The sequence below is a fragment of the Acidimicrobiia bacterium genome (assembly GCA_036271555.1).
In the GTDB taxonomy this organism is placed as follows: domain Bacteria; phylum Actinomycetota; class Acidimicrobiia; order IMCC26256; family PALSA-610; genus DATBAK01.
On the sequence record DATBAK010000077.1, the window covers coordinates 1 to 13027 of the forward strand.

At 70.2% G+C, this 13027-nt stretch carries 9 protein-coding genes; 4 read left to right on the forward strand and 5 right to left on the reverse strand.

Annotated features, from left to right (window positions below; translation table 11 throughout):
- The coding region (locus VH914_17395) for a choice-of-anchor D domain-containing protein (GenBank protein ID HEX4492984.1) at nucleotides 1-2434 on the reverse strand (2434 nt) is incomplete at its 3' end.
- A gap of 241 nt (nucleotides 2435-2675) precedes the next feature.
- Here VH914_17395 and VH914_17400 point away from each other — a divergent pair.
- The gene (locus VH914_17400) at nucleotides 2676-5633 is read left to right on the forward strand and encodes an AAA family ATPase (protein HEX4492985.1); all 2958 of its coding nucleotides are present in this window, start codon (nucleotides 2676-2678) and stop codon (nucleotides 5631-5633) included.
- 31 nt (nucleotides 5634-5664) lie between these two features.
- Here the strand turns inward: VH914_17400 and VH914_17405 are convergent, their stop codons facing one another.
- A complete protein-coding gene (locus VH914_17405; protein HEX4492986.1) occupies nucleotides 5665-6501 on the reverse strand; it encodes a MerR family transcriptional regulator in 837 nt (278 codons plus the stop codon).
- A 118-nt stretch (nucleotides 6502-6619) separates the two neighbouring features.
- Between VH914_17405 and VH914_17410 the strand changes: the two genes are divergently transcribed.
- Both VH914_17410 and VH914_17415 read left to right on the forward strand, forming a co-directional pair.
- A complete protein-coding gene (locus VH914_17410) occupies nucleotides 6620-7012 on the forward strand; it encodes a nuclear transport factor 2 family protein (GenBank protein ID HEX4492987.1) in 393 nt (130 codons plus the stop codon).
- On the forward strand, nucleotides 7009-7794 hold the full coding sequence (locus tag VH914_17415; protein HEX4492988.1) for an oxidoreductase: 786 nt from the start codon (nucleotides 7009-7011) through the stop codon (nucleotides 7792-7794). The genes VH914_17410 and VH914_17415 overlap by 4 nt, the downstream gene beginning before the upstream one ends.
- Before the next feature lie 58 nt (nucleotides 7795-7852).
- Here VH914_17415 and VH914_17420 read toward each other — a convergent pair whose 3' ends face one another.
- The 3 genes from VH914_17420 to VH914_17430 are packed head-to-tail and all read right to left on the reverse strand — an operon-like array spanning nucleotide 7853 to nucleotide 10568.
- On the reverse strand, nucleotides 7853-9034 hold the full coding sequence (locus VH914_17420) for a lipid-transfer protein (GenBank protein HEX4492989.1): 1182 nt from the start codon (nucleotides 9032-9034) through the stop codon (nucleotides 7853-7855).
- The gene (locus VH914_17425; GenBank protein HEX4492990.1) at nucleotides 9031-9456 is read right to left on the reverse strand and encodes a Zn-ribbon domain-containing OB-fold protein; all 426 of its coding nucleotides are present in this window, start codon (nucleotides 9454-9456) and stop codon (nucleotides 9031-9033) included. The genes VH914_17420 and VH914_17425 overlap by 4 nt, the downstream gene beginning before the upstream one ends.
- Nucleotides 9444-10568: an amidohydrolase family protein gene (locus VH914_17430; protein ID HEX4492991.1), complete on the reverse strand. Its 1125-nt coding sequence runs from the start codon at nucleotides 10566-10568 to the stop codon at nucleotides 9444-9446. The genes VH914_17425 and VH914_17430 overlap by 13 nt, the downstream gene beginning before the upstream one ends.
- A 49-nt stretch (nucleotides 10569-10617) precedes the next feature.
- Here VH914_17430 and VH914_17435 point away from each other — a divergent pair, with 49 nt between their 5' ends.
- Nucleotides 10618-12996, forward strand: a complete 2379-nt coding sequence (locus VH914_17435) for a CoA transferase (protein HEX4492992.1) — start codon at nucleotides 10618-10620, stop codon at nucleotides 12994-12996.
- The last annotated feature ends 31 nt before the right edge of the window (nucleotides 12997-13027 follow it).

Consider the following 13027-nt stretch of genomic DNA (forward strand, 5'->3'; position numbering starts at 1 on the left):
CGCCGCGGGCGGTCGGCGCGAACGTGACCTTCTGGTGGATCACGGCATCGGGATCGAGGGTGAGACCTTCCGACACCGGCGTCGACGTGGAGAACACGCCCGCCGGCGCCTTCGCCTTCGTGAGCGTGATCGGGATGTTGCCGGTATTCGAGATGTCGAACGCCATGGTCTTCGAATCACCGATCGCGACCTTGGCGAACGCGAGCGGGTTCGGCGTGACCTCGAGGTGACCATGGCCCGACAGCGCGCTCCCGGTGAGCGGGATCGTCGCGGCGCCGTGGTTACTCGTCACGACGAGCGAGTCGCTCGACGTTCCCGCGGTCGCGGGGTTGTAGAGGATCGACACCGTCACCGATTGCGCGGGTGTGAGCACCTGCCCGATCGAGGGAAGCCCGGTGACCGAGAACGGTGAACCCGGTGGTGTCGTCGCGGTGATCTTCTCCGGTTTCGTCCACGAATTCGCAATGTTGACCGAGAGCGTCTTCCCCCCGGCGCCGACCGCGATCGTCCCGAAGTCGATCGACGGAGGCGCGGCGAGGAGTCCTTGCGCGGTGCCATAGCCGTGCAGATCGAGCGCGTACGCGCCCGCGTCCGACGCGATCGACAGTTGCGCGGTGGTGTCGCCGGCACTCGCGGGCGCGAAGTGCACCGGTACCTCGAGCGAGTCGCCCGCGTGCAGGAGCACGGGGAGCGAGGGCGGAGTCGCGGTGAACGGCGCCGCGGTCGACACCCCGGTCACCTCGACGTCGCGCGTCGCGGTGACGACCGTGGTGAGCGTCTTGCGCGTCCCCACCTTCACGTCGCCGAACTCGAGCGAGCTGGTTTGCAGCGCGGGGGTCGCCGGTCGGCCGAAGCCGAACACGTGCCCGTCGCGCGTGCCCACGTACACGCGGCCGGAGTCGGTGGCGGGCACCGCGAACTTCGACGCGATCCCGATCGGTGACGACCACAGCAGCTGCAACACGCTGCCGCTCGGAACGGCGGCGTACGCGCGCAGCTGCCCGCCGGTTCCGGACGAGCCGGTCGACGACTCCACCCACACGATCGCGCTGCCGGGCGTCGTGCCGTCGCTCGTCACCACCGGCGAACCCGAGGTGTATCCGAACGTGCCGGCACTCGTCGCGGCCGAGCTCAGTGTCGGTACTCCCGCGCCGTCGACGCCGTAGCGCAACGCGCGCAGATAGCTCGTGTTCTCGACTGTGTAGACCCAGCCGCCTTCGCCGCCGTACACCGCGGGATGACCCCACACGCCCGCGTACGGACCCGACATCGCGAGCATGCCGTCGGTGTGGTGCGGACCCTGTTCGCGGCCACCGAGGTTGTCGCGGTCGAGGAGGAACACCCGCCCGTCCTTGCCCACCTCGACGAGGAGGTTCGGGTGCGCGGCCGTGCCGAAGTACCGCGAGGGCAGCGCAGCCGGGCCGCCGGACCCGAGGTCGGTGTCGTTCTGATCGAGGGTCGGCGCGTCGGCCGGCGAGAAGAAGTCCTTGGCGCTGAGCTTGCCGTTCGCTCCCACGGCGAGGCGCACCACCGACTCCGCGAGCGTCTTCGGTGGCGGCGAACCGGGCGCCGCCGGCGGCGACACACCGTTGCCCGTGGCGAGGATGATCCGTCCCGGACCGTCGGACACGAGCCCACCGCCCGACTGCCAGATCCCGGCCATGGAGCTCGCGTCGGCGCCGGAGCCCGCTTCGGTGCTCCACATCGCGGTGATCGCGTGCTTCGCGGTGCTCACTCCGACGACGTAGCCGCGGTACGGGTTGATGTCGCAATGCGACGCGAAGCCCGCGTACACCACGCCGCCGAGCAACAGCAGCCCCGGGCGCTGCATCGCGGTGAACGGTTGGAACGGGATCCCCGCCGTGTTGTCGGGCTTGCCCGCGATCGTGACGGGGAACCCGGCGCGTTCGCTGCCGTCGGCGACGGAGATCGCGTGCATGAACCACGTCGGCCGATTCGGGTTCTCGCCCGTGACGATCTTCGTCGTGAGATACATCGTGGCGGTCTTCGGGTCGTAGACCGGCGTCGACGTCGATCCGAGATTCGGGGTGAGGTCACCGCAGCCGATGGCCGACGCGGGGAACGGCGTGCCGAAGTCGCGTTCCCAACGGATCGCGCCGCTGATCTTGTCGATGCCGTACGCCTTCGCGTTCTCGGTGGTGACGACGACGAGGTCGCCGATCACGAGGGGCTGCGCGTAGACGGAACCATCGACCGTGGTGGAGAACAGCTGACCGAAGTCGGCGGCACCCACGTCGGCGGGCGCCAGGTTCGGCTCGGCCGGATCCCAACCGGTGCGCACTCGGTCGGCCGACACCGTCGTCTCATTGGCGCGCGCGGTGACCACCGGGGGCAGCGCGGTCACGCCGATCAGCACCGCGACCAGCACCGACAACCGGGTCACGCCGCGACGAGTGCGCCGGATTCGAGTCACCTTCGCCCTCCGCAATCGTCCCCCGCGCGGCCATCCTCGCGCCCGACCGGCGAGCCGAGCCACCGGGACGCTTCGTAGGTAGCCCCGGCGAGAGATCTGAGGAGTTCTTCCGATGCCCCGTCGCGATGGTCGGCAGATCCTGGATCCCGAGGCCGATTCGGCCTTCGATCACGGCCGATCCGTCTCCGTGATCGCGAGGTCGGGAGGGCGCGTGGCCGTCGTGCTGTGGGACGATCAAGTCGTGGACGAAGTGCCCTCCGGGACACTCGCAGGTCGGGACTCGGAGCTCGCGGTGATGGGCGCGCTGCTCGACGGGCTCGAGGCGACGGGCGCGCGGACGCTGCTCGTCGGCGGAGAGGCCGGCATCGGAAAGACCCGGTTCGTCGACGAGCTGCTGCAGCGCGCGCGAGTCGGCGGGCTGCTGACCGCGATCGGTGTCTGCACACCGTCCGAGGGCGGCGGGCTCGCGTACGGACCCATCGTCGGCGTCGTGCGGGACATCTCCCGGCGGCTCGACGCGGCAATCGTGGGGGACGCCCTCGCGTCGGCCCGGCGAGCGCTCGGCCTCGACATCGACACCTCCGATGCCGCGTCGGCCGACGGCGCGAACCGGGTTCATCTCGCCGAAGCGCTCCTCGCGTGTTGCCAATCGCTCGGAGCGCGCGGACGTGCGGTGCTCGTGTTCGAGGATCTCCACTGGGCGGACTCGACGAGCCTCGAGATGATCGACTTCCTCGCCCGGAACCTCGGCTCGAGCCCGATTCTGATCATCGCGACCTACCGCAGCGACGAGACGGACCGCGCCAGCGCGCTCGGCTCGATGCTCACGGAGCTCGTGCGTCACCGCGCGGCCTCGTGTCTCGAGCTGACCGGCCTCGATCGCGACACCACCGCGTCGCTGATGGGCGAGATTCTCGGCTCGCCACCGGAGTGGTCGCTGCTCGATGCCGTGCACGCGCGCAGCGGCGGGAATCCGTTCTACGCCGAAGAGTTGACCGCGGCGCGGGGGAGCCCGTCGCTGCCGGGAACGCTGCTCAACGTCGTGTTGCTGCGCACCGAGCGCCTGAGCGCCGACGCGCGCACGCTCGCGGCAACGGTGGCAACGGCCGGCCTCTCGATCGACCATCGCCTGTTGCCGACCGCGTGCGCGCTCGACGACCATCGGTTGCACGCCGCGACTGCAGAGGCGGTGGCCGGTCACCTCCTCGTCGTCGACGGCGGCACGCGGCTTCGGTTCCGGCACGCGCTGCAACGAGAGGCGATGTACGAATCGCTTTTGCCGACCGAACGAACGCGACTGCATCACCAGCTGGCGGTCGCGCTCAGCGCACTCGACGACCGGCAGGCCGAGGGCTTCGGGCGTGTCGACGGCGAGCTCGCGCACCACTGGTGGGAGTGCGGCGAATGGCCGGCTGCGATGCACACGGCGCTCCGGGCCGCTGATGCGATGGCCGCGCTGCTCGCGATCCCCGAGGCGTACGCGCAGTACGAGCGTGCGCTCGCCGCCTACGACCGCTGTGGCGCGCTCGAGCGCGCCGGCATCGACCGCGTCGACCTGTTGATCAAGGCCTCGGACATGGCGTACATCGCCGGGCAGACCAATCGTGCGCTCGAGCTCGTCGAGTGCGCGATCGACGACGCCGATCCCGACGTCACCCCGGAACGGGTCGCCACCGCGCTGACGATGTTCGCCCGCCAGACATCCGTGGCCGGCGACATCGACGGTGCGGTCGCCGCGCTGGCGCGTGCGGCGGCGCTCCTCCCGGCGGACCTCCCGACGAGCGAGCTCGCGCTCGTGGTCGCGTACGAGGCCGGGCTCCGTATGGTGATGGGACGCCTGGACGCCGCCGCGGAACGCGCGAACGAGGCAATCGCCATCGCGCGTGCGGCGGGCGCGCGTGTCGCGGAATGTCATGCCGAGTGCACGTTGGGCGTGTGCCTGGTCGAGACCGGCGCCGTCGAGGACGGGCTCGGTCACGCTCGTCGCGCGGTCGACCTCGCCGAAGACCTCCAGCTGCCCGTCGCGCTCGACCGTTGCTACGGAAACCTGTCGCACGTCCTCATGACGGCCGGACGTCTCGACGAGACGGCGCTCCTCGTCAAGAGCTCGACCACCGGCGAATGGGTCACGGGAATCCGCCTGTACGCCGCCGGCCAGAACAGCAGCGAGGCGCTCATCCGGTCGGCTCGCTTCGACGACGCGACGGCGGTGCTCGACCGCATGCCGGAACGCGGCACGAGCAGCTGCGTGTACGGCCCGCACGCCCTGCGCGCGCTCCTCGCGCTGCGCCGAGGTCAGCTCGACGACGCGGAGAGCCACCTCGACGCCGCCGACCGGCTCGCCGCCGACCAGCCGGCGTTCGTCGGGGGCGGGACGGCGGACACGCTGCGCGCGGAGTTGCTCCTCGAGCGGAATGCACCCGACGACGCCTACGCCGCGATCGAGCGCGCGCTCACCAACATCGGGGCGACGGAGGATCATTTCCGGCGGTCCGAGATCTGCACACTCGGCGTTCGAGCACTGGCCGACATCGACGACGCCGCACGGCTCAGAGGCCGCACGGTCGATCGCGACAAGCTCCGCCGGCTCGCGGCCGGGCTCGTCGAACAGACGCGCGGCGGTGTCGACACCCTCAGTCGACCCGCGAACCCGGCACCGCCCCGAGTGCGCGCCATGCTCGCACAGTCCGTTGCCGAAGCCACCCGTCTGGACGAGCCCGATCCCGCTCTCTGGCGCGCCGCCGCGGCCGCATGGATCGAGGCGTCCGAGCCGTGGTCGACGACCTATTGCGAGTGGCGCGCGGCGCAGGCCGCCCTCGCAACCCACGCGCGATCCGACGCGATCGCGGCGGTCACGAGCGCGTGGAACCGGGCCCGCGAGATCGGCGCGCAGGCGCTCGTCGTGCACGTCGAGCGCCTGGCGCAGCGGGCGCGCATCACGTTGGTCGACGAGTCGCTACGGGTCGACATTCCGCAGCATGCCGTCGCTCGGGACCTCGGTCTCACCGCGCGCGAGGGCGAGGTTCTGGACCAGCTCGCGCGGGGCCGAACGGACCGTCAGATCGCGGAGATCCTGTTCATCAGCACGAAGACCGCGAGCGTGCACGTGTCGAACATCCTGCGGAAGCTCGACGCCGGAAATCGCGTCGACGCAGGCGAGATCGGTCAACGCGCCGGACTCGGCGCGTCCTCCGACTGACGGCCGCGCGGCGGCCTCGGTCGACACCGGTTCACAGCGACCGCCGACTCGCAGAGGCGGTGCGGAAGATGGGCCATCCGATCTCGGTGCGCCACTGCCTTTCGTCGGTGGTGTCGTAGCGACCGACGAGGTAACGCTCGCGGACGGGTCCGTCGACGCCGATGGCCCGCTCGGCGACGTAGCTCGCGACCGCGCCGTAGGAGCGGTCGATGTCGGTGTGGGAGCCGTGGTGCACGGTGACGGCGAGCTCGGTCGGGGGGAGCAGCTTCGCGGTGACGCGCCCGACGGGTCGGGGCGGGGTGACGCAGGGGACGTAGACGGTGAGCTCGCCGTGCTCGTCGGTGAAGAACGCGTCGGCGACGACGGCGCCGCCGGGGCCCGCGGGTTCGATTCCTTGCGCGGCGAGCGTCGCGCGGAGCTCGCCCATGGCGCCGTCGAACCACGGTGCGAGGTCGGCGAGCTCGACCGCGGCTTCGATCGCGGCGACCGTGGCCGGGGGTTCGCTGCGATGGTCGATCGGCATGGAGGCGGGCGGCCCCTCGAGGAGCTCGCGCAGTGACGCGACGGCGGCTTGGGTCTGCGCGAGCTCGTGTTCGAGTCGCGCGAGGTGGCTCGCGATGAGCTCGGCTCGCGTGTCGGCATCGGGTGCGCGCAGCACGGTGCCGATCTCGTCGAGCGGCATGTCGAGGTCGCGGAAGCGGCGGATGACCTGTGCGACCGGGATCTGCTCGGGGGTGTAGCGGCGGTATCCCGTTGCCGAGTCGATGTCGGCGGGAACGAGCAGCCCGACGTGGTGGTAGTGGTGCAGCGTCTTCACGCTGAGATGCGTGGCCCGGGCGAACGTGCCGATCGTGAGCGTTCCCGTCACCGGCTCAGTATCGACTCTCCCGCGACCGGAGAGTCAAGCGCCCTGATGGGTGTTGACCCTCCGGCATGCGAAGGCTCGAAGGTGGGCGTGAACATCCGTCGAGCCGAAGGGGACCTCCATGACCGTCGAGCTTCCAACCATCGTCAGCGAGCACATCCGCGCCGTCAATGCCGGCGATGTCGATGCCGTCGTGGCCACGTTCACCGACGATGCGCTCGTCAACGACGCGCGTCGCGAGTTTCGTGGCGCGCGGCAGATCCGCGTGTGGATTGCCGAGGAGATCGTCGGCGACCGGGTCACGATGCAGCCGATCGAGGCTGCCGAGCATCACGGGACGACCGTCCTGCGGGCGAGCTACGACGGCGACTTCGACAAGTCGGGTCTGCCCGACCCCGTGATCCTGACGAACTACGTCACGATCCGCGACGGCCGGATCGCGACGCTCATCGTCATCCTCAACGATCCCGCACCCCGGGTACGCGGCCTGCTGCTGGCGGAGGTGCAGGGGTGACCGCGCACGATGCGTGCAGCGTCGCCGGCGCGCGCGTGCTCGTGACCGGCGGCACGCGCGGCATCGGCGCCGCGAGCGCGTCTCTGCTCGCGTCGCGCGGCGCGCGCGTCCTCGTCGCCGCCCGCACCGCGCCCGCGGACGATGCGCAGCGCTTGCCGTTCGTCGCCGCCGACCTCGCCTCCGCGAGCGGGGCCGTGCGCATCGTCGATGCCGTCCGCGACGTGCTCGGAGGCGTCGATGTCGTGGTCCATGCGGTCGGCGCGTCGTTCGCGCGGCCCGGCGGCGTGCTGTCGCTCGGGGACGAAGACTGGATGCGGGTGCTCGACACGAACCTGTTCGCGGCGGTCCGCATCGACCGGCTGCTCGCGCCGCTGATGCTCGAGCAGGGTTCGGGCTCGATCGTGCACGTCTCGTCGTTGCAGTGGAAGCGGCCCCATCCGTCGTCGCACGCGTACGGGCCGGCAAAGGCCGCGCTGACGAGCTACAGCAAACTGCTCGCGACCGAGTGCGCGCCGGCGGGTGTCCGCGTCAACGTCGTCACTCCCGGCTTCATCGCCACGCCCGGTGCGGAACGCCGCCTCGCGCAGATCATGGTCGACGCCCACGTCGACCGCGACCACGCCGAGGCGCTGCTGCTCGAGACGATCGGAGGCGTGCCGCTCGGACGGCCCGGCACCGCGCACGAGGTCGCGGAAGTCGTCGCCTTCCTCGCCTCCGGCGCCGCGTCCTATGTCACCGGGAGCGAGTTCACGATCGACGGCGGCAACAATCGCGTCCTGTGAACCGTGAAGTGATCGAAGTCCCGAAGCGGCCGGAAGGCAGCGATGAGGCGACGGCTCCTCAGCTGCGCGTGAGGATGGCGCCGGTTCGGCTCGCCGAAACGAGGGCGACCTCGACGGCCGGCAGCGGGTTCGCGGCGGTGCCCCGGATCTGGCGCACGGCTTCGGTCACCATGTTGAGGCCGTGGATGTAGCCCTCACCGATCAAGCCGCCATTCGTGTTGCACGGCAGTGATCCGTCCGGCGCGAGGTTGCCGTCGCCGACGAAGTCCTTCGCTTCGCCGGGCCCGCAGAAGCCGAGCGCCTCGAGCTGCATGAAGAGGATCGGCGAGAACGCGTCGTAGATCATCGCGAGGTCGATCTCGTCGCGCCGGAATCCCGCGTCGTCGAACAAGCGTCGTGCGAGCACCGCCGACGACTCCATCACCGACAGGTCCGGGCGATAGTGATCGGACGCGATCTCCTGTTCGAAGCGGGCGGCGCCGGCGACGGCGGCGATCCCGACCGGAGGGTGGGGCATCGCGGCGGCTCGCTCGTGACTCGTGACGACGACCGCGACGGAGCCGTCGGTCTCCTGACAGCAGTCGAACATGCGGATGCACGGTTCTGCGATCCAGCGGGACGCCTGGTGGTCGGCGAGCGCCATGGGTCGCTGATAGCCCCACGCGGCGGGATTCGTCGCCGCGTACGTGCGCAGCTGCACGACGGCGCGTCCGAAGTCTTCGTTGGTCGCGCCGTACTGATGCATGTAGCGGGTCGCGTTGAGCGCGATCCACGAAGCCGGTGTGAGCGCGCCGTGCGGCATGCACCACTGGCTCGCCGTCGTGCCGGCGTGCGTATTCGCGACGTTCACGGCGACCTTGGCGCCTCCGAAACGCGTCGCGCCGGAGCGCGCCCGCACCGCGCGGTAGCAGACCACGATGTCGGCGACACCGCTCGCGACGGCGGCCGCCGCGTGCATGAGCACGCCCATCGAGCCACCACCGCCGTACGGCACGCGCGCCGAGTAGCCGATCTCCTGGAGTCCGACGGTGCGGACGAGCTCGGTCTCCTCGACGGGGTCGATCGTGTAGCTGACGAGCCCGTCGACGTCGGCAACCTCGATCTGCGCGTCCGCGCAGGCCGCGACGATCGCCTCGCTCGCGAGTTGGAGCTCGGTGCGGCCCGCGTGCCGCGAGAACTCGGTCTGGCCGATGCCCGCGATCGCGGCCGCGTCGCGCGGCAGGACGTGCGCGCGCGTCATGCGGGAACGGTGTCGTTCGGGTCCGGGCCGAAGACCGGAACGGCTGCGCCGTCGCTCGTCGCTTCGAAGGCGACGCGGAGCCGCATCCCGATGCGAATGTCTCGGGACTCGATGTCGACGAGGTTGGTGACGATGCGTATGCCTTCGTCGAGGTCGACGAGTGCGACGAGGACCGGATAGTCGAACGCCGGGCTGCGCGGGTGATGCAGGACGGCGTAGCTGTACAGCGATCCGGTCCCGGCGAGCCGTTGCTCGCACCACTCGAGGCTCCGGCAGTGCGGACACATGGGGCGCGGTGGATGCCGCAGCGTGCTGCAGCCGTCGCAGCGTTGCGCAACCAGCTCGTGACGCGCGATCGCATTCCAGTAGACCGCGCTGTCGTCGGTCGGGCGCGGCGCGGGACGCGCGGTCACAGATTCCACACCCGCGCGGCGTTGCCGCTCACGATCAGCTCCCGCTCGTGCGGGTCGGCGCTCGCGAACATGGCGCCGACGATCGCCCTCGAGTTCGGGAAGCTCGTGACCGGATGCGGGTAATCGGACGACCACATCACGTTCTCGAGACCGAGTCGCCCGCGCGCGTGTTCCAGTGCATCCGGTTCGTCGACGAACGTGAGGGAGACGTTCTCGTGGAAGTAGTGGCTCGGCAACTCGGTGATCGCCGGGAACTCGTAGCCCTGTCGAGCCGTGAGATCGTCGGCGACGTACAGCCACCACGACAACCATCCGAGTCCCGGTTCGACGAACACGACCTTCAATCGCGGGAACTTCTCGAAGACACCGCCCATGATCCACATGCCGAGCGCTTCGGCCGCCGACAGCGGAACCATCGGCACGAAGATTCCCTTCTGCGGTGTCGGATCGCGCTGCGCGAGATCGTCGAGCATGGTGTTCATCCCGATGTGGCAGCAGATCGGCAGCTGCGCCTCCTGGATCGCGGCGAACAGCGGCTCGTAGCGCGCGTCCCAGTAGTCGGGAAGGCCGAGCTCGGTCGGGAACACCGGTAGCTGCAGCGACTTGCCGCCGCTCGCGGCCGCCCACTGCACCTCGGTGATCGCGTCGGGGATGTCGTGGATCGGAATCTGGTACGAGATGATCAGGCGGCTCGGATCGACTGACGCGAACTCGGCGAGCGCGGTGTTGAACGCGCGCGTCGACTCGCGGCGACCGTCGCGCACCAGGTAGAGGTAGCGGAACGCCGAGACCTCGCAGTACGTGACCGACGCGTCGACGCCGTCGCGATCCATGTCGGCGAGACGCGCGCGTGGGTCGCGGTGTCCCGCCGCGTCGAAGACGATGTGACTCCGGCCGGTTCCCATACCGACGGGTGACGTCGGCGCGCCGAGGCGTTGCTGGCTCCGCCACCGCTGGTTCGCTTCGACGGATCGGAGGTTCGTCATCGTCGCCGCGAACTCTCGCAACGCGGCGTCGTACGCGTCGTGGTACTTCGTCGCGAGGTGGGTCTTGACCGCGCTGTGGGACAGATCGACGTGATCGTCGGCCGAGATCAGTCGTTCGTGCGGCGCAGTGGTCACGGGCCCTCCGATCTCGCCTTCATCGCAACATAGTAGATACTATGTCGACATGAACGACGCAGGCGACTCGGCCACCGCGGCGCCGGGGCGGGGGATTCTCGATGGCATCGACGTCCTCGACCTCTCGTGGGGCGTCGCGGGACCCATGACCGGCATGCTGTTGTCGGATCACGGCGCGCGCGTGACGCGGATCGAGGCGCCCGCCGGTGATCCCTTCGCCGAGCTGTCCGGCTCGTGCGTGTGGTCGCGCGGCAAGCGCCGCGCGACGCTCGATCTGCGCGCCGACGCCGACCGTGAGGTGTTCCTCGCGCTCGCGCGCCACGCCGACGTCGTGATCGAGAGCTTCGGGCCGGGTGTCGCGGCGAAGCTCGGCATCGACCATCCGACTCTGCTCGCCGCGAATCCGCGCTTGATCCATTGCTCGATCACCGGCTACGGCGAGACCGGCAAGCACGCACATCGCCCCGCGTACGACGCGCTGGTCGCGGCGCGCACGGGTCAGCAGTTCGAGAGCCGCGGTGTCGCGGGCACGACGATCGGGCGTTTGTCGCGCGCGGAGATCCTCGCGGGTCGCGAAGCGCCCGCCGGTCAGGCGATCGGCGCGGCACGACTCGGCCCACTGTTCAGCGGTCTCCCGTGGATCAGCCTCGCGACGTTCTACAACGCTTCGGTCGCGATCAACGCGGCGCTGTTCGCGCGCGAGGTCACCGGCCGCGGCCAGCACGTGCACACGTCGATGCTGCAGGGTGCGCTCGCGACGACCGTCGGCACGTGGCAACGCGTCGAGCGCGCCGACCGCGACGGGTTCAACTCGTGGGTGTTCGACTCGCGCGCGCCGAAGGGGTTCTTCAAGGGCTCCGACGGGCGCTGGACCCACCATTGGGTTGCGGTGCCGCGCTTCATCCTGAGCGCGGGGGAGTTGGACGCGCTCGAAGCGGGACCGGCGCTCAACGCGCGTCGTGACGCTCCGGCGCGCGTGTCGCCGGCGCCGGACGGCATGACGGTGTTGCACGAGCTCCACGACGCGATGCGGGACGCCGTGGCGAAGTTTCCGGCCGAGGATTGGGCTCGGCTCGCGGCGGAGGTCGGGCTACCGGTTCAGCGGGTCCGGTCGCCCGAGGAGGCGTTGTGCGATCCCGAGTTCGAGCGCGACGGCAGCGTTGTCGAAGTCGACGGCATGCGGATGGTCGGTCACGCGTACCGGTTCGAGAAGGTGGCGGCACCGCCGATCCGCGGCACCGCGGCCCGGGGGGCGCACACGGCCGAGGTTCGGGCCGAGGCCGCGCACGCGCGTGAGGCGACGCCGGCCGTCGACGGGACCCGGCGCGCGATCGGATCGCCACTCGAAGGCGTCGTCGTGCTCGACCTCGGTCTGGCCGTTGCCGGCCCGTTCGGCACCCAGCTGCTTGCCGATCTCGGAGCGACGGTGATCGCGGTCAACAGCGCGAACTTCGACGGCTTCTTCCTGCAGACCTGCTTCGGGATGTCGTGCAATCGCGGGAAGCAGAGCATCGCGGTCGACCTGAAGCATCCCGACGGTCTCGCCGTGCTCCACGATCTCGTGCGCGGCGCCGATGTGCTCCAGCACAACATGCGTTACGACGCCGCGGAACGTCTCGGTGTCGACTACGAGTCGCTCCGGCATCTCAATCCGGCACTGATCTACTGCCACACGCGCGGTCACGACTCGAGCCGCATGTTGCTGCCGGGCAACGACCAGACCGCCGCCGCGCTGGCGGGCACTTCGTGGATGGAAGGCGGCGTCGAGTCCGGCAACGCGCCGATCTGGCCCAACACCTCGCTCGGCGACACGGGTAACGGCTACCTGTCGGCGATCGCGATTCTCCAGGCGCTCTCGCACCGCGGGCGCTCGGGGGAAGGCCAGTTCGTGCACACGTCGATCGTGAACGCGCATCTGCTGAACGCGTCGATGACGTGGCTCGCGGTCGACGGGACACCGGCGAAGCGGCCGGTGCTCGACGCGATGCAGACCGGCTGGGGCGATCGGTACCGCCTGCACGAGACCGCGGACGGACGGTTGTGCCTCGCGCTGGTGACCGACGAGCACGTCTCCGAATTCGCGCGCCTGACCGGCGGTGACATGACGACGCGAACTGCGCGCGAATGGTTCGACGCGCTCGACGGCGCGGGCATCCCGTGCGAGATCGCCGACCCCGACTTCGTCGTCTCGCTGTTCGACGATCCGGAGCTCATCGCCAAAGGCTGGGTCACGTCGTACGAGCAAGCGCTCGTCGGTCGCATGGACGTCGCCGGATTGCTCTTCGACCTCGAGGCCACCCCTGGTCGCATCCAGGGCCCGCCGATCGCGGTCGGCCAGGACACGCGCGCCGTCCTTCGGAACATCGGCTACGAACCCGACCGCATCGAAGGGCTCATCGCCGCCGGCGCGGTCAGCACGAGCACGTGATTCATGACGAGCACCGGTCGGATCCGGCATC